Annotated in this window: 19 protein-coding genes; 5 read left to right on the top strand and 14 right to left on the bottom strand. The window is 65.9% G+C overall.

All coding sequences use genetic code 11. From position 1 onward, the window contains the following. Window positions 1-32: 32 nt before the first annotated feature. Together ACFPFW_RS17940 and ACFPFW_RS17935 are read right to left on the bottom strand one after the other, a co-directional pair. Window positions 33-1,826: an ABC transporter ATP-binding protein gene (locus ACFPFW_RS17940; RefSeq protein ID WP_114957786.1), complete on the bottom strand. Its 1,794-nt coding sequence runs from the start codon at window positions 1,824-1,826 to the stop codon at window positions 33-35. Window positions 1,827-2,070: 244 nt separating this feature from the next. Continuing rightward, complete coding sequence (locus ACFPFW_RS17935) at window positions 2,071-2,265, bottom strand: DUF1674 domain-containing protein (RefSeq protein WP_114957787.1); 195 nt, start codon at window positions 2,263-2,265, stop codon at window positions 2,071-2,073. Window positions 2,266-2,353: 88 nt separating this feature from the next. Between ACFPFW_RS17935 and htpX the strand changes: the two genes are divergently transcribed. The 5 genes from htpX (at window position 2,354) to ACFPFW_RS17910 (ending at window position 8,358) form a co-directional block, all read left to right on the top strand. Then, a complete protein-coding gene (htpX, locus tag ACFPFW_RS17930; protein ID WP_114957788.1) occupies window positions 2,354-3,289 on the top strand; it encodes a zinc metalloprotease HtpX in 936 nt (311 codons plus the stop codon). Between the two features lie 31 nt (window positions 3,290-3,320). Beyond that, on the top strand, window positions 3,321-4,637 hold the full coding sequence (gene rsmB / locus ACFPFW_RS17925; protein WP_114957789.1) for a 16S rRNA (cytosine(967)-C(5))-methyltransferase RsmB: 1,317 nt from the start codon (window positions 3,321-3,323) through the stop codon (window positions 4,635-4,637). 61 nt (window positions 4,638-4,698) lie between these two features. Then, window positions 4,699-6,417, top strand: a complete 1,719-nt coding sequence (locus tag ACFPFW_RS17920) for a heparinase II/III family protein (protein ID WP_162799736.1) — start codon at window positions 4,699-4,701, stop codon at window positions 6,415-6,417. A gap of 48 nt (window positions 6,418-6,465) precedes the next feature. Next, window positions 6,466-8,052, top strand: coding sequence for a bifunctional phosphoribosylaminoimidazolecarboxamide formyltransferase/IMP cyclohydrolase (gene purH / locus ACFPFW_RS17915; protein WP_114957791.1), 1,587 nt, complete (start codon window positions 6,466-6,468; stop codon window positions 8,050-8,052). Window positions 8,053-8,160: 108 nt separating this feature from the next. Further along, window positions 8,161-8,358 (top strand): hypothetical protein, encoded by a 198-nt coding sequence (locus ACFPFW_RS17910; protein WP_114957792.1) that lies wholly within the window; start codon window positions 8,161-8,163, stop codon window positions 8,356-8,358. A gap of 14 nt (window positions 8,359-8,372) precedes the next feature. Here the strand turns inward: ACFPFW_RS17910 and ACFPFW_RS17905 are convergent, their stop codons facing one another. The 12 genes from ACFPFW_RS17905 to ACFPFW_RS17850 all read right to left on the bottom strand — a co-directional run bounded on the left by ACFPFW_RS17905 (window position 8,373) and on the right by ACFPFW_RS17850 (window position 16,669). Beyond that, complete coding sequence (locus ACFPFW_RS17905; protein WP_114957793.1) at window positions 8,373-9,734, bottom strand: MFS transporter; 1,362 nt, start codon at window positions 9,732-9,734, stop codon at window positions 8,373-8,375. 15 nt (window positions 9,735-9,749) lie between these two features. Next, on the bottom strand, window positions 9,750-10,367 hold the full coding sequence (locus ACFPFW_RS17900; RefSeq protein WP_114957794.1) for a TPM domain-containing protein: 618 nt from the start codon (window positions 10,365-10,367) through the stop codon (window positions 9,750-9,752). Between the two features lie 4 nt (window positions 10,368-10,371). Continuing rightward, entirely contained in the window at window positions 10,372-11,169 is a 798-nt protein-coding gene (locus tag ACFPFW_RS17895) for a TPM domain-containing protein (RefSeq protein WP_114957795.1), read from the bottom strand. A 77-nt stretch (window positions 11,170-11,246) separates the two neighbouring features. Beyond that, complete coding sequence (locus ACFPFW_RS17890) at window positions 11,247-11,840, bottom strand: LemA family protein (protein ID WP_114957796.1); 594 nt, start codon at window positions 11,838-11,840, stop codon at window positions 11,247-11,249. 64 nt (window positions 11,841-11,904) lie between these two features. Then, window positions 11,905-12,354 carry a hypothetical protein gene (locus tag ACFPFW_RS17885; RefSeq protein ID WP_114957797.1) on the bottom strand — a complete coding sequence of 150 codons (450 nt, stop codon included), beginning with the start codon at window positions 12,352-12,354 and terminating at the stop codon, window positions 11,905-11,907. Beyond that, window positions 12,351-13,517 carry a dual-specificity RNA methyltransferase RlmN gene (gene rlmN / locus ACFPFW_RS17880; protein ID WP_379771749.1) on the bottom strand — a complete coding sequence of 389 codons (1,167 nt, stop codon included), beginning with the start codon at window positions 13,515-13,517 and terminating at the stop codon, window positions 12,351-12,353. Before rlmN ends, ACFPFW_RS17885 begins: the two co-directional genes overlap by 4 nt. A gap of 104 nt (window positions 13,518-13,621) precedes the next feature. Further along, complete coding sequence (locus tag ACFPFW_RS17875; RefSeq protein WP_379771747.1) at window positions 13,622-13,954, bottom strand: hypothetical protein; 333 nt, start codon at window positions 13,952-13,954, stop codon at window positions 13,622-13,624. 102 nt (window positions 13,955-14,056) lie between these two features. Then, window positions 14,057-14,563, bottom strand: a complete 507-nt coding sequence (locus ACFPFW_RS17870) for an invasion associated locus B family protein (protein WP_114957799.1) — start codon at window positions 14,561-14,563, stop codon at window positions 14,057-14,059. Between the two features lie 169 nt (window positions 14,564-14,732). Then, window positions 14,733-15,101 carry a YkvA family protein gene (locus tag ACFPFW_RS17865; RefSeq protein WP_114957800.1) on the bottom strand — a complete coding sequence of 123 codons (369 nt, stop codon included), beginning with the start codon at window positions 15,099-15,101 and terminating at the stop codon, window positions 14,733-14,735. A gap of 37 nt (window positions 15,102-15,138) precedes the next feature. Further along, window positions 15,139-15,429 (bottom strand): 4a-hydroxytetrahydrobiopterin dehydratase, encoded by a 291-nt coding sequence (locus ACFPFW_RS17860; protein WP_114957801.1) that lies wholly within the window; start codon window positions 15,427-15,429, stop codon window positions 15,139-15,141. Further along, complete coding sequence (thpR, locus tag ACFPFW_RS17855) at window positions 15,410-15,982, bottom strand: RNA 2',3'-cyclic phosphodiesterase (RefSeq protein WP_114957802.1); 573 nt, start codon at window positions 15,980-15,982, stop codon at window positions 15,410-15,412. The genes ACFPFW_RS17860 and thpR overlap by 20 nt, the downstream gene beginning before the upstream one ends. Window positions 15,983-15,997: 15 nt before the next feature. Beyond that, complete coding sequence (locus tag ACFPFW_RS17850) at window positions 15,998-16,669, bottom strand: arylesterase (protein WP_114957803.1); 672 nt, start codon at window positions 16,667-16,669, stop codon at window positions 15,998-16,000. Window positions 16,670-16,683: the final 14 nt, after the last annotated feature.

Genomic DNA, 16,683 nt, shown 5'->3' with positions numbered 1-16,683 from the left:
CCCATAACGCCGGAAGCGCGCGCCGCGATCCGTCACACCAAAGCCGCCTCGACCTGCGTCTCGAACAGACGGCGATAGTGGCCGCCTGGCATGGCGCGAAGCGTATCGTGCTTGCCCTGCTCGACGATCCTGCCTTGCTCGAAGACGAGGATTCGGTCGAGCGTGCGCACCGTCGACAGACGGTGGGCGATGACGATCGCGGTACGGCCGCGCATCAGCCGGTTCATCGCCTGCTGGATCAAGGCCTCCGATTCCGAGTCGAGGCTCGACGTTGCCTCGTCGAGGATCAGGATCGGCGCATTGGCGAGGAAAGCTCGCGCGAGGGCGACGCGCTGGCGCTCGCCGCCAGACAGCTTGACGCCGCGCTCGCCAACCAAAGTCTGGTAGCCCTTCGGCAGCCGCTCGATGAAGCCGTCGGCATTGGCGAGCCGTGCCGCCTCCTCGATCTCGGCCATGGATGCCCCCGGACGCGCATAGGCGATGTTCTCCGCCAGCGTGCGGTGGAACAGGACCGGCTCCTGCTGGACGATGGCGATCTGCGCGCGGAGCGAACTCTGGGTTGCCTGCGAGACGTCCTGCCCATCGATCAGCACCTGGCCGCCGGTGACGTCGTAGAGCCGCTGGATCAGCTTGACGAAGGTCGTCTTGCCCGAGCCGGAATGGCCGACCAGGCCGACGCGCTCACCCGCGCGGATCGTGACGTCGAGGTGCTCGTAGAGCGGGGTGGCGTGACCCGCATAGTGGAACGACACGTCCTCGAAGCGGATCAACCCGCCCGAGATGCGGATCGGCTTCGCGTCCGGCACGTCCTCGACGCCCAGCGCGGTGTCGTGCAGGCCGACCAGTTCCTCCATGTCGTTCACAGAACGCTGGAGATGGTTCACGTGCTGGCCGATCTCGCGGAGATAGCCGTTGACCACGAAATAGGTGGTCATGACGTAGACGACCTCGCCCGGCGTCGCGCGGCCCTGCCACCAGAGCCAGATCGCGAGCGCGATCACGCCGAGCCGGAGGGTCTGCAGAACCATGATCTGCCAGGTTGAGCTGCGGGTATGGCGTGTCCAGGTCCGCGCGGTACGGCGCGTCCATTTGGCGATGACGCCGCCAAGGCGCTGATCCTCGCGCGCTTCCGCGCCGAAGCTCTTCACCACGGCGTTGCAGCTCATGGCGTCGGCCAGAGTGCCGCCGATGCGGGTGTCCCAGGCATTCGACAGGCGGGACGCCGGAGCGATGTAGCGGGTCGCGAGCAGCACCGTCAGCGCGACATAGCCAATGCTGCCGACGGCCATGACGATCCCCATCACCGGCCAGTGGAAGCCAAGGAGGAGCATCGTCCCGACCAGCACGACGAGCGAGGGCCAGAGCGCGAGCAGAAGCGTGTCGTGCAGCGTGTCGAGTGCCCACATGCCGCGCGTGACCTGCCGCACCGTCGACCCGGCGAAGGTGTTGGCATGCCAGTCCGACGAGAAGCGCTGGACGCGGTGGAACGCATCCTGCGCGACCGCCGACATGATCTTCAGCGTGAACGGGATGATGCCGCTCCACGCGATGTGGCGGAACACTATCAGCACAATTCCGAGAACGGCCATGGCGCCGAACGCCCACAGGGCATCGACGAGCGCGGCCTCACGCGGGCGCGCGGTGTCCGACAGCGCGTCGATGAGACGGCCGGCGAAAAGCGGCAGCAGGATATCGGCAAGAGTCGCGAGCATGATCGTCGAGGCGATCAGCGCGAGCTGGCCCGGTTGATGCCGCCAATGGCGGAACGTAAAGCCGAGGACGGAACGGATTGCGTCCGTCCGCTGGCCTTTCTGACGAGCGGTCATGACATGCTTCCGGCACGCGAATGCCGGCCTGTGCTCAGGCGCGCGAATCCGTCGGGAATGCAGCGCCAAATGATCGAAAATGTCGAAAAAGACGACCGAAGCGGTCGGGTTCGGACCTAGCCGAGGACCGTGCCGGGGATGAGAACTGCGAACGATGATGCCATGCGCTCCCTCCCTTGTTGTTGGCACGAAGACGGCGGGGAGGTTATCCGCGCCGGCAGCCTTGGGCAATAGCAGGCCTACGCTAGAAGTCGCTCGCGATGCCCTTGATCTCCCAATCGCCGTAGCGGATGGGCTCCGGCCCTTTCGGGCCGCGATGTTCAACGGGCTTGTCCGCCGGCGCGGCGGCGGCGCGGCGCTGCTCGGCCTCGGCGAGCGCGCGCTTTGCTGCATCGCTGAGCGAGCGCTCGTTCGCGAGATTGTCTTTCCGGTCCGCCATTACCGTAGTGTCCCGTTCTTGCAGCAAGTTTCGCCGGGCCAACATATAGTCCCGACGCGGCGTCTGGAAACGCTGCCTGGAGGAATTGATGAACTACGCACGGACCGCCATCCTGCTTGCCGGCATGACGGCCCTCTTCATGGGTGTCGGCTACCTCATCGGTGGTGGCGGCGGCATGATGATTGCCTTCATGGTCGCGCTGGCCATGAACGCCTTCAGCTACTGGAATTCGGGCTCGATGGTGCTGCACATGTACGGCGCCAAGGAGGTCGATGCCCGCAGCGCCCCCGAATATTACGGCCTCGTCCAGGAACTGGCGCAGCGCGCCGGGCTGCCGATGCCGAAGGTCTACATCATCGAAAGCGCGCAGCCGAACGCGTTCGCCACCGGCCGCAACCCGGAACACGCGGCGGTCGCGGCCTCGACCGGACTGCTCAACGCGCTCAGCCGCGACGAGGTGGCGGGCGTGATGGCGCACGAACTCGCGCATGTGAAGAACTACGACACGCTGACCATGACGGTGACCGCGACGCTTGCTGGCGCGATCGGCATGCTGGCGAACTTCGCCTTCATGTTCTCGGGCAACCGCGACTCCAACAATGGCGGTATCGGCATCATCGGTTCGATCGCGATCATGATCCTCGCGCCGATCGCGGCGATGATCGTGCAGATGGCGATCTCGCGGTCGCGCGAATATGAAGCCGACCGAATGGGCGCCGAGATCTGCGGTCAACCGCTTTCGCTGGCCTCCGCGCTGGCGAAGATCTCGAACTATGCCCATCAGGTCCCGAACATGGAGGCGGAGCGCAATCCCGCGACCGCGCACATGTTCATCATCAACCCGTTGTCCGGCCAGCGGATGGACAATCTGTTCTCGACCCATCCCGACACCGGCAACCGCATTGCCGCGCTTCAGGATCTGGCCGCGCGCATGGGCGCGACCGGTCGCGGCGGCTTCGCGCAGGCGCCGCAGGCGGCACCCGCCAGTCCCTGGAATACGGGACGGCGCGGCCCCTGGGGCTGATTGATCGCGCAAAAGCGGGCATAAGGCCCCGATGAACGAAAACATGAACGCGCCGGGCTTCGCCGCCCGGCGCGCCGCCACGCAGCTGGTCCATGGCGTCCTGCAGCGTGGCCGCCCTCTCGACGAAGCTCTCGACGATCCGAAAAGCCCGTTCGCCGCGCTCGACCAGCGCGACCGCGCGTTGGCTCGCGCCATCGCGGGAACGACGCTCCGGCGGCTCGGCAATCTGCGCGCGGTCGTCGCGCGCTATCTCAGGAAGCCGCTCGATCCGCGCGGCAGCCTCGAAAGCATTCTCCTGACCGGCGCGGCGCAACTCCTTCTGATGGACGTTCCGGACCACGCCGCCGTCGGCGTCGCGGTCGACCAGGCCAATGCCGACCGGCAGGCGCGGCCGTTCGCGGGACTGGTGAACGCGGTGCTGCGGAACATCGCCCGTGAGCGGGAGGAGCTTTCGACCTTCATCGCCGACACGTCCCGGGACGTTCCCGAATGGCTTCAGGCTCGTCGCGTGAAGGCGTGGGGCGCCGAGGGCGCGAAGGCGATCGCGGAAGGCGAGCGCAACGAACCGCCGCTCGACATCACCGTGAAGACCGATCCTGCCGGCTGGGCCGAGAAATTCGGCGGCAGGGCGCTGCCGACCGGAACGGTCCGGCTCGTCCCGCACGGCCCGGTGATGGAGCTTCCCGGATTTTCCGACGGCGAATGGTGGGTACAGGACGCCGCCGCCGCTTTGCCGGCGCAACTGCTTCACGCAAAACCCGGCATGCGGATCGCCGATCTCTGCGCCGCGCCGGGCGGAAAGACCGCCCAGCTTGCGGCAGCCGGAGCCGACGTAACCGCCGTGGATCGCTCGGCGCCTCGCTTGCGGCGCCTGACCGAGAATCTCAAGCGGCTCGGACTGGAGGCACAGACCATCGCGGCGGACGCCGCCGCCCTCCATACGGCCCCGTTCGACGCCATCCTGCTCGACGCGCCCTGCTCGGCGACCGGCACGATCCGCCGCCATCCGGACGTCGCCTGGCTCAAATCGGAAAAGGACATCGCTTCGTTGGCCGACCTGCAGACACGCCTTCTGGACGGCGCGGTACGTCTGCTGAAACCCGGCGGCATATTGGTCTATTCGACCTGTTCGCTGGAGCCGGAAGAAGGCGAGAATCAGATCGAGGCCCTGCTGACCCGCAATCCGGATCTGGAGCGCGACGCGGTTCGTCCGGAGGAGGTGCCGGGGCTCGAAAGTGCGATCAACGACAAGGGCGAATTGCGTACTTTGCCCTCGCACCTACCCAATCCAGAACCCCGTCTCGCCGGGCTCGACGGATTCTTCGCCGCGCGGCTCGTGCGCCGCTAGATTCGTCTAACCTCCGCCGCAGATGTCATCTACTCTTCGCGAATCGGCCAGAGGGCTACGCGTGTCGGTTGAGGCGATAGCGGACCGAACCAGAAGCAATGCACGCCTCGCGGCGCTGCTCGCGGGAGGCGCATTCGCGCGGCTGAAGCCCCAGAGGCTGCTCCGCTTCAGCCCGCCCTTTTCCGAACCGGACCACCTTCTGCTATCGCCTCTGCCGGTTGCTCTGGGAGACGCCCGGCGCGGCGCCGAACTCTATGGCGGCCGTTTCGCATTTGCCGGCCATTCGGTCGAGACGAAGGGAAATCCGGTTTTCGGTATCGCGCCCCCCTCCGAAGAATGGGCGAAAGCGCTCCATTGCTTCGGCTGGCTCGCCGATCTTGCCGCCGCCGACACGGCACTGACACGCGCCTTCGCGCGCACTTCGCTCGACGAATGGATCTCGACCAAAAGGTTGGGAAAGGCGGGACGCGGACCTTCGATCACAGCGCGCAGGCTGATCTCCTGGCTGACACATGCGCCATTCCTGCTGAACGGGGCGGACGCCGGTTTCCGCAAGAACTTCTTTCGTTCCCTTGTCCGGCACGAGCAGCGGCTGAAGCGCGATCTCCGCAGCCTTTCTCCGGGAATGCCGCGACTGACCGCCGCCGTGGCACTGACCCAGGCCGGGCTTTGCCTTCCTGATGCGACGCGCGCGCTGCGAATGGGCAGCGACTTTCTTGCCTCGGATCTCAAGGCGCTGGTCCTGCTCGACGGCGGGCCAGCGACGCGCAATCCCGACGACCTGCTGGCGATGACCGTCGATCTCCTGATGCTGAAGGAGAATTTCGCGCGCCGCTCGATGGAACCGCCGAAGGGCATGATGCAGTTGCTCGACCGTATGCTGCCGATGCTGCGCTTCTTCCGGCATGCGGACGGCAATCTCGCACTCTTCAACGGCGCGGGGCCGACCGATCGCCTGTTGCTCGACAGCATCCTGACGATCGACGACACCCAGGGCCGGCCGGTGATGAATGCCGGCTATTCCGGCTATCAGCGCATCGAGGCAGGCCGTACCGTCCTCGTCGCCGACACCGGCCGTCCGCCGCCGCTCGGCCTGAGCGAAACCGCCCATGCCGGGACGCTGTCGTTCGAAATGTCTGTCGGCGCCGAGCGCCTCGTGGTCAATTGCGGCGCGCCCGGCCCCTCGCACGCGCCTTGGCGGGATGCAGCGCGGAAGACCGCGGCGCACTCCACCGTGACGCTCGACGACCGCTCGTCCTGCCGTTTCGTGCGCGGCCGTCTCGTCACCGCGCTTGTCGGACGCCTGGTCCGCGAGGGGCCGAACGAAGTCGACGTGAAGCGCGACGACGGACGCGGCGGGACGGTGCTCCGCGCGATCCATGACGGCTATGCCAAGCCGCTCGGCCTCGTCCACGAGCGGACGTTTCGCGTCCACGCCGACGGGAACCGGGTCGAGGGCATGGACGTCATCCGCCCCGTGCGTCAGCGCACGACCGCCGACACCGTGCTGCGCTTCCATCTGCATCCCGGTGTCCGTGCCGCGCGGCTCGGACGCGGCAACAGCGTCCTGCTGACGCTCCCCTCCGGCGATTGCTGGACGTTCGCCGTGGACCAGCAGGAGGCCCATGTCGAGGAGAGCGTGTTCTTCGCCGGCGACAGCGGCCCGCGCCGGGCCGAGCAGATCGTGGTTCGACTCGGTCGCAAGGCCGGGACACGCGTCGCCTGGAGCCTGACCCATACCGGCAATGGAGCCGGACCTGGGGCACCGGCTCTGTTCTAGCGTGCCCTGGCGTGCTATCGCGCCGCCCTGCCCTCACCGGACCTTGCCATGACCGACCGCCCGATCCGCCGCGCGCTTCTCTCCGTTTCCGACAAGACAGGTCTGGTCGACTTCGCGAGGGCGCTCAGTGAACGCGGCGTGGCCCTGATCTCGACCGGCGGCACCGCGAAGGCGCTGAAGGATGCAGGCCTCGCCGTTTCGGACGTCTCGGATGTGACCGGCTTCCCGGAGATGATGGACGGCCGCGTGAAGACGCTGCACCCGTCGGTGCATGGCGGCCTCCTGATGATCCGCGGCAATGAGGAGCACGAGAAGTCGGCCGCCGACCACGGCATCGCGCCGATCGATCTTCTCGTCGTCAATCTCTACCCGTTCGAGGAGACGCTGAAGAAGAACGCGCCGCATGACGACATGATCGAGAACATCGATGTCGGCGGCCCGGCGATGATCCGCGGTGCTGCGAAGAACCATGCCGATGTGACGGTCGTCGTCGATACTAAGGATTACGCGGCGGTGCTGGGCGCTATGGACGCGAACGGCGGCGCGACCACCCAGAAGTTCCGCGAGGCGCTGGCGGCGAAGGCGTTCGCGCGGGCTTCGGCCTATGACGCGGCGATCGCGAGCTATCTCTCCCGGCATATCGGCGAGAGCGCAATGTCGTTCGGCGCGATGTCGGCGAGCCTCGGCCAGACGCTGCGCTACGGCGAAAACCCGCACCAGACCGGAAGCCTCTGGCTGACGCAGGACCAGCGCCCCGGCGTCGCCACCGCCCGGCAGGTGCAGGGCAAAGAGCTCTCCTACAACAATATCAACGACACCGACGCCGCGTTCGAGCTCGTCGCCGAGTTCGATCCGGCCAACACGGCCGCATGCGCGATCATCAAGCACGCCAATCCCTGCGGCGTTGCGGAAGCGGGCGATGTCGCGGAGGCCTATCGACGTGCGCTCGCGGCGGACCCGGTCTCGGCCTTCGGCGGCATCGTCGCGGTCAACCGCACGCTCGATGCCGAAGCCGCCGCCGAGATGGTGAAAATCTTCACCGAGGTCATCATCGCGCCCGATGCGAGCGACGAGGCGATCCAGATCATCGGCGCGAAGAAGAACCTGCGCCTGCTGCTGACCGGCGGGCTGCCGGACACCCGCGCGGGCGGACTGATCGTGAAATCGGTCGCCGGCGGCCTCTTGATGCAGAGCCGGGACAATGTGGTTGTCGACGATCTGGAACTGAAGGTCGTCACCAAACGCACGCCGACCAGTGCGGAACTCGCCGATCTCCTGTTCGCGATGCGCGTCGTCAAGCACGTGAAGTCGAATGCCATCGTCTATGCCAAGGGGGGCGCGACGGTCGGCATCGGCGCTGGACAGATGAGCCGCGTCGACTCGGCGCGGATCGCTGTCACCAAGGCGGAAGAAATCGCCCGCGAGGCCGGCCGGACGGATTCACCGACCAAGGGAAGCGTGGTCGCTTCCGACGCGTTCTTTCCGTTCGCCGACGGGCTGCTGACGGCCATCCAGGCGGGTGCGACAGCCGCCATACAACCGGGCGGTTCAGTGCGCGATAATGAAGTGGTAAATGTGGCCGACGAACACGGAATCGCCATGATTCTCATGGGGGTGCGTCATTTTCGTCACTAGAAGTGAACAAGTGAATTTACGGGGGTGACAGGCTGGGACTGCCTGTCTACAAAGTTCGCCGGGCTTGGGGGCTTCCCATCTGGGGATGGGACGTGAAGAGGGGGTCGAATGCGAATCGTTCCGGTGCGTATGACGCGCGGCTTTGTATTCGCGCTGCTTCTCGGAGCCGCTCTGGCGCCGCTTTCGCCCGACACCGGTTCGGTGGTCGCTGAACCCCGTATTCCCCATCGCATCGACACCGCTCACGACCTGACCAAGACCGCTCCGGTCGATTCCGTCGTTGTCGTCGTCAAAGACTTCCGCTAATCACGATCTGCTGATCAGGCCCGCTTCGCGCCGGGCACTTTCACGGCGGTCAGCACCAAAGCTCCCACTGCAAAGAACAGCATAATGACGCTGACACCGGCGCGCTGGCTTGCCGCGAGCGCGGTGACCGTACCGACGAGAGCCGGACAGAGGAAGCTCGTCACCCTGCCTGCCAGGGCATAAAGCCCGAAGAACTGGGTGATGTTGTCCGGCGGGGACACGCGGACGAGAAGCGTGCGCGACGCCGCCTGCAACGGGCCCGCGACCATGCCGATCAGCACGCCACAGAACAGATAGAACCGCTCCGCCGCGGATGCGAACAATCCGTCACCGGCTACGGGCGGCGCAACCGGTATGCCGAAGAGCACGCTGCTTGATGTCGTCGAGAGGATGCCGAGACTGGCGACCATCAGAACCGCGAGCGAACAGAGCACCACGGGGCGCGGTCCGAAGCGGTCGTCGAGCCTGCCACCGGTGAACGCGCCGATTGCTCCAGTGATGGTCAGGAGAATGCCGAACGCGCCGATCTCGGTCGTCGCCCAGCCGAAAATGCCCGACGCATAGATGCCGCCGAAGGCGAACAGGCCGACCAGCCCATCGGCATAGATCATGTGGGCGATTAGATAGATCAGCGTGTTCCGGTGCTCCCGGACGGCGAGGATCGTGGCGCGAAGATTGGCTAGACCGGCATGGACCGCCGTCGAGATCGGCAGGCCTTTCGGCAGGTCCGGCGTGAACAGGAAGAGCGGCAGGACGAAGATCAGATACCAGAGGGCGGACAGCGGGCCGGAAGCGCGATCACCCTCGCCCGTCTGCGGGTCGAGGCCGAAGAGCGGCATCAGCCCGGCGAGTGTCCTGCCGGTCTCGGGGCTTCCGACGATCAGCGCCAGCATTAATACCAGACTGAGCAAGCCGCCGACATAGCCCATTGCCCAGCCGGTGCCGGACAGGCGGCCGAGTTCCTGCTGCGGCACGAGGCTCGGCATCATCGCATTGGTGAAAACGGTCGCGAATTCAGCGCCGATCGTCGTCAGCGCGAAGGCGAACATCGCGAGCGGCACCGCATAGGGCATGCCGGGTTCCGCCCACCAAAGCGTGAACGCACCAACGAAGAGCAGGACGGAGAAAATGAATATCCAGGGCTTGCGATGCCCAGCCGCGTCCGCCACCGCGCCGAGCACGGGCGACAGGACCGCAATGATCAGGCCCGCCACGGCCGTCGCCCAGCCCCAGAGCGCCTGCCCTTCGACCGCATTGGCGGCCACGCGCGAGGCGAAGAACGGCGCGAAGATGAAGGTGGTGATCAGGGTGAAGACAGGCTGGGCGGCGAAATCGAACAGGATCCAGCCAAGGATCCCCGCGCGCCCTGCTCTCATCAAACCCACTCCGACTCAGATCTGGACGAGCTTATTCGGAAGCTCGTTGCGGTCGCCAGCCGAGGGCGGGAAATGGCGGGCGAGGAGTTCGCCGGAATGCTTTACGGCCTGCACCAGACCGGAGGCGAGGTCGCGCGATTTCGCGGCCGTCACGATCTCGGCGGCGATCGCGTCCCATTCGGGCTGCTCGACCTTCGCGGCAATGCCGGTGTCGGCGACGATCTCGACGCGGTGTTCGGCGAGAGCGACGTAGATCAGGACGCCGGTTCGGGCTTCGGTGAGATGGATCCCGTGGGACAGGAATTGCTCATAGGCTGCGCGCTCGACCTCATCCTCGGCCAAGGCCGGCGGGATGACACGCAATCTGGCTTTCAGGGGATAGAGAGCAGCGGCCAGAAGGACGAAGACGAACCCCTGGATGGTCAGGATCAGGCCCATGCCCCAAGTCGTGAACAGATGGAGCGGCCAGGCGACGATCAGGGCAGCCAGCGCCGCCCATAGGACAGGCACCAGGCGATAATCGTCGGCCTGCCGCGCAACGACGACGAAGAGCTCGCCGGATGTGTTGGTCTCGGCCTGTTCGATGGCCTGCGAGATGCGGCCCGCTTCTTCCGCGTTGAGGCTCGGCGTCATCTGATCACCAGCTCCCCGAGGAGCCGCCTCCGCCGAACGAGCCGCCGCCACCGCTGAAACCACCACCGCCGCCACCGAAGCCTCCGCCACCAAAGCCGCCGGAGGACCAGCCGCCTCCAGACGACCAGCCTCCTGACGAGCCGCTGCCGCCGCCGATGATCCAGGGCAGCGAACCGCGACGGCGCCGCCTGCGGCGGCTGCCATACAGAAGCTGGAAGACGAAGAAGCAGATCAGCAGCGCCATGAAGATGTTGAAGCCGAAATCGGCATCGTCGGTGGCGCGCTCGCCCTCCTTCACCTCCTCGGCGCGGCGGGCATAGTCAGGATCGCCCTCCAGAACCTGGACGAGATCGTCCACGCCACGCGTGACGCCACCCGCGAAGTCGTTGGCGCGGAAGCGGGGCAGGATGGCGTTCTCAATGACGAGCTTAGTCATCGCATCGGTCAGAATGCCTTCGAGGCCGTAGCCGACTTCGATGCGGACCTTCCGCTCGTTCGGCGCGACGATCAGGATCGCGCCGCTGTTGTCCTTCTTCTGGCCGACGCCCCAGGCACGACCGAGACGATAGCCATAATCGGCGATGTCGTAGTCCTGCAGGGATTTGAGGGTCGCGACGACGAGCTGGATCGTCGTCTTCTTCTCGAGCTCGGCGAGCTTGGTGTCGAGCTCGGCCTCGGTCTGGATGTCGAGGATGCCGGCGTCGTCGACAACGCGACTGGTCAGGGCGGGAAAGGTCGGCTCGGCGGCCTGGAGAGGTGAGCCACCCAGAACGACAAAGGCGAGAATAATCGAGGCCGCCATCCTCCGGCTTGACCGGAGGATCCACCCGAAGCGCTGCTTGGGTCCTCCGGTCAAGCCGGAGGACGACGGCCGGATCATTAAAACTTCACCGTCGGCGCGGTCTGGTTCTGCTCACTTGTCGCGAACGTCGCCATCGGCTGCGCGCTGTAGACGAGCGCCCAGAGGCGGCCGGGGAAGGTGCGGACCTCGGTGTTGTAGGCCTGGACCGCCTGGATGTAGTCGCGGCGGGAGACGGCGATGCGGTTCTCGGTGCCTTCGAGCTGCGACTGCAAAGCGAGAAAGTTCTGGTTCGACTTGAGCTCGGGATAGTTCTCGCTGACGGCGAGCAGGCGACCGAGCGCCCCCGAGAGCTGGGCCTGCGCATCCTGGAAGCGCTGGAGGGCGGCCGGGTCGGTCAACTGATCGGTATTCACGGTGATCTGGGTCGCCTTCGCGCGCGCCTCGATGACGGCCGTCAGCGTCTCGCGCTCCTGGGCGGCGAAGCCCTTAACCGTCTCGACGAGGTTCGGGATCAATTCGGCGCGACGCTGGTACTGATTCTGAACCTCGCTCCACTGGGCCTTGGCCTGCTCTTCGAGCGTCGGGATGGTGTTGACGCCGCAGCCGGCGACCATGCCACCGAGGATGACCGCGGCGGCGAGCGCGCGCAGACGAGCGAATGACAAGGCCATCGTGAACCCTCCCGAGGTAATCCAACGCTTCCTCTACACCGGAAGCATGACGCTGAAAACGAGATCAGCCTTTGACCGGTTCCACCGGACGGCGAAACCCGGACCAGCGTCCCGAGGAAACCCAATAGGCCAGCCCGCCCGCGAGACCGGCAGCGGCGATGATCGAGGGCTCGTGCGGAACGGCTGGATTGTCGCCGCCCACATCCATGATGCGACTCACGGCAAATGCGACGGCGAGACCCGCGCCGCAGAAGAACAGAGCGCTGCGCTGCGCGGTGATCTCGGCGAGAGCCACGACGACGAGGCTCGGCAGCGCCGCCGCATACCCGATGATCGCGAAGAGGAATATCCAGTCGGTGACGACGACGATCGTAGTCGCCGCCAGGGCCGCCGCGTCGTCGGCCACCGGACCGTAGGCGCGAATCCACTCGATGGCCGCGATAAGCGACGCGGACATGAACACCGCCCCGAAATAGCCGACGGGGATCAGAAACAGGCGGAGAAGGATGGTCACTCGGCCGCGACCGCAGCCGCCGCCATGCGATCCTTTGCCCGGAGCCGTTCCGTGGCCGATTTCAGCTGGCCGCAAGCGGCGAGGATGTCGCGGCCACGCGGCGTGCGGACCGGCGAGGCATAGCCCGCGCGGAAGACGATCTCCGAGAAGGCCTCGATCCGCTCCCAGTCCGAGCATTCATAGCGCGTGCCGGGCCAGGGATTGAACGGGATCAGGTTGATCTTCGCCGGAATGCCCTTCAGCAGCGAGACGAGCTTGCGAGCCTCGGCGTCAGAGTCGTTGATGCCCTTCAGCATCACGTATTCAAAGGTGATGCGGCGGGCGTTGGAGACGCCGGGATAGGTCCGGCAGGCCTCAAGCAGTTCGGCGATCGGATATTTCTTGTTCAGTGGAACAAGCTCGTTGCGGAGCGGGTCGTTCGTCGCGTGCAGTGAAATCGCCAGCATCGGGCCGCTTTCGGCGCCGAGCTTCTCGATCATCGGCACAACGCCGGAGGTCGACACCGTGATCCGGCGGCGCGACAGGCTGAGTCCCTCGCCGTCCGACATCACCTCGATCGCCTGCTTCACGGCGTCGAAATTGTAGAGCGGCTCGCCCATGCCCATGAAGACGATGTTCGTCACCGCGCGCTCGGCATCCGGGATCAGGCCGTCCGTCGCGCGCGTCTGTCCCGGCCAGTCGCCGATGCGGTCGCGGGCAACGATGAGCTGCGCGACGATCTCGGCGGCGGTCAGGTTACGGACGAGCGTTTGCGTGCCGGTATGGCAGAAGGTGCAGGCGAGCGTGCAGCCGACCTGGCTGGAGACGCAGAGCGTGCCGCGGTCGGCCTCGGGAATGTAGACGGCCTCGACCTCATGCGGACGGCGGTCGTCCGGACGAGCCGGCAGGAGGATCAGCCATTTGCGAGTGCCGTCGACGGAAATCTGCTCCGAAACGACTTCCGGACGGGTCAGCGTGAAGACCTCTTCCAGCGCCGTGCGCAGCGCCTTCGACATGTTCGTCATCGCCGAGAAATCGCTGGCGCCGCGATGGTAGATCCAGTGCCAGATCTGGGTCGTGCGCATGCGTCGTTCGCGCTCGGGCACTCCGGCGAGACCGAGGGCTTCGGAAAGTTCCAAACGGCTCAGCCCGACAAGCGAGGGCTTCTCCGCAATTGCGGGCATGGGTTCTGCGACGGCAAGCATGGGCGTCATATAGCCCATCGCGGCCCAAAAAGCACGAGGCCGCCGCCCGGACAGGCAACGGCCCCGAAATGGCGCGTCAGAAATTAGTTGTTTCCGCCACCGGCTCCGCCGGAACCACCAGCGCCACCGCCGGCCCCGGCACCTGCTCCGCCACCGGCGCCTGCGCCCGCGCCCGTGCCGGTGCCTGTGCCTGGCGTACCGGTCGTCGAGCTGCGACCCTGCTCACCCGGCGCATCGCTGGATCCCTTCATCTCCGGAGAGGCGTTGCGGCAGTTCGTGCCGGCCGGGCAATCGGTTTCCGGTATATTGGCCCGCGGGTTCGCTGGATCGATGTTCTGATTATTCGTCTGGGCGAACGCTGCCGATCCGAGCAGCATAGCGGCAGCAAAAGTTGTCGCGAAAATCTTGTTTGTCATCGAGACTCTCCCTGGTCTTCCAACCCTCGGGAGAACCCGTCACACTAATCGAGGTTCCGAAAAGCCCCTAAAAATCTAGGACTTTACTCCTCGGTGGAAGGCTCAGCGGCACTCTGAGTTGATGCGGTCCATCGCGGCCGAGATTCCCCTGAGGGAATAGGTGTCGGTCGTGACATTGCCGCGTCCCGACGTGCCTTTCACGGTCATGTCCGAACCGCCGCGCATCGCCTCGACGATGCGGGAATCGTCCTGGCCGTTGGACCAGCCGCGCTGGTCCTGGGTCACAAGAGAGAACGTGTCGGAACCAACCGTGAGGTCCATTGTCGAACCGGCGCGAAGCGGAAAGCCGATCTGGACGCTGACTTCGTTACGGACGCGTTCGGCGGGGCGGTGCGAAATGAAGAAATAGGCCGGGTCGCGGTTCAGGCCTTCCGGCGCGCGGCTCTTGGGCTGCGAGATGACGAAGCAGACCTTGCCGTTGCCGGCGGTGGCCGAATAGGCGGCCCAGTCGGTGAACTGGCCGAGCAGTTGTTGCGCTCCCTGCGCGCCCGACACGTCGGGGGCGAGCGCCGTGAGGAACAGCGAAAGGAACAGGCGGCGAGCGATCATGGGTCGCAATATCCAATCAGGCCGGCCGGAGCCGGCAGGCGTGAAAAGCGGCGGAGGAATCAGTGCCCCGCGGCGCGAGCATGCGACCGCAATTACGAAGAAATGGTAAAAATTGGCGGAATTTGGAAACCGGTTGCTAACCTTTGGACGTGTCCCCAGGAGCTTCCGGCTACGCCGTTTCCCCTGTGCGAAGGCGCTCAAGCGACGCCCTCGCGGCGACCCGGTGGCTTTCCTTGATGTTCGAGCCGACGGCGACCAGGGCGGCCGACAGGACGCCGGCATCGTCGGCGAATCCGAGCAGCGGCAAGATGTCCGGAATGGCGTCCATCGGCAGGACGAAATAGGCGAGCGCGCCAATCAGCGTGAAGCGGACGCTGTTGGGCGTCTCGCGGTCGAAAGCGCAGTAATAGGCGGACAGCGCCTGCTCGGCGAAGGGCAAATTCGCGGCGAACTTCTGCAGCTTGGGCCAGAAGCCCTCGCGGACTTCCCGCTCCTGCTCGATCCGCGTCAGTTCGTCGTCCTTCCTCTTCCGAGCCATGCGCGCCTCCGTGTCTCCCTAAACGCCGACCCGGGATTTAGGTCCCGGCCAGGCGATCGATAATGCCAGCGAGCTTGATGTCCCGCTCGCTCAGGCCCTTCACATCGTGGCTCGTCAGCAGGATGTCGACCTTGTTGTAGACGTTCGACCATTCCGGATGATGGTCCATCTTCTCGGCCGCCAGCGCGACGCGGGTCATGAAGCCGAAGGCCTGCGAGAAGTTCTTGAACTGGAACGAACGCTCGATAGCATCCCGGCCGTCGACGGGCTTCCAGTCGGGCAGCTTGCTCAGCGCCTCGCGGCGCTCGTCACCAGCGAGAATCGCCATCCTCGTCCTCCTCCACGACTTCACCGAGCGGATAGCTCTCCTCGACGATATAGGGACCGCCGCCGGTCGAGGCGCGCGAGGAGAACAGGACGAAACGGCTCGCCTCGAAATGCAGGCGGGGCGCGCCGCCACGCGTCGCCAGCCAGTCGGCCGTCGCCCGCGGCGAGACGTCGCGCAGGCGCGCCAAGGTGACGTGCGGGGTATATTTCCGGCTTTCCGGGGCCAGACCGACGCGGCGCAGGAGACGTTCGTGCTCGGCCTGAAGCTCGATCAGCGCGGTCGTCGCCTGTGCCTTGACGATGATGGCGCGCGGACGCGAGCCGCCGAACGCATCGAGATCGCCGAGCGTGACGCTGATCGGATCACGCTGCACGCCGCCGAGGAGCTGGGCGGCATCGCGCGCCGTGCGGTCGTCGACGTCGCCGAGAAAGCGCAAGGTGATGTGATAGTTCTCGACATCGATCCAGCGCGCGCCGGGCAATCCGCCGCGCAGGAACGAGAGCCTCTCGCCGATGTCGGGCGGAACTTCGAGCGCTGTGAAAAGACGCGGCATCGGACAGGGCTCGGGTTAGGTGCCGGCTTGGATCCGGCGGAGGAAATCTTCGGCGACGGGCAGCATCTTCTCGACGATCACCCGCACGCCTTCCGGCGTCGGGTGCATTCCATCTCCGAGATTGAGGGAGGTCTGACCGGCGACGCCGTCGAGGAAGAACGGATAGAGCATGAGCCCGTATTTCTCGGCAAGCGCTGGATAGAGCGCATCGAACTTTTCGTAATAGGCGGCGCCCATATTGCGCGGCGCATACATCCCCGCGAGCAGGACCGGGATCTTGCGCTCCTTCAGCCGCGCGAGGATGCCGTCGAGTGCGGCGCGGGTCGTTTCCGGATCGAGGCCCCGCAGGGCGTCGTTGGCGCCCAGTTCGAGGATGACGCCCTGCGTGTCGTCCGGAATCGACCAATCGACGCGGGCGGCGCCGGCGGCAGCGGTGTCTCCGGAAACGCCGGCATTAGCGATCGAGACATCCCAACCCTTCGCCTTCAGGGCGGCTTCGAGCACCACCGGGAATGCGTCGTTCGGCGGCAATTGATAGCCCGCCGTCAGGCTGTCTCCGAGGGCCACGAGCTTGATCGTCTTCGCGGAAGCGGGCGCGGCAAAACCTGTCGCGAGCAGGATAACGCTCAAAAATGCCGCAACGGCGCGGGAACGGTACGACTGGCGCGGCACCTTCTGGACCTCCATATGCTTGGCTCTCG

The sequence above is a fragment of the Flaviflagellibacter deserti genome, from assembly GCF_042652085.1.
Lineage (GTDB): Bacteria > Pseudomonadota > Alphaproteobacteria > Rhizobiales > Methylopilaceae > Flaviflagellibacter > Flaviflagellibacter deserti.
The sequence above is the reverse complement of the archived record's forward strand: the minus strand, read 5'-3'. Positions and strand labels throughout refer to the sequence as shown.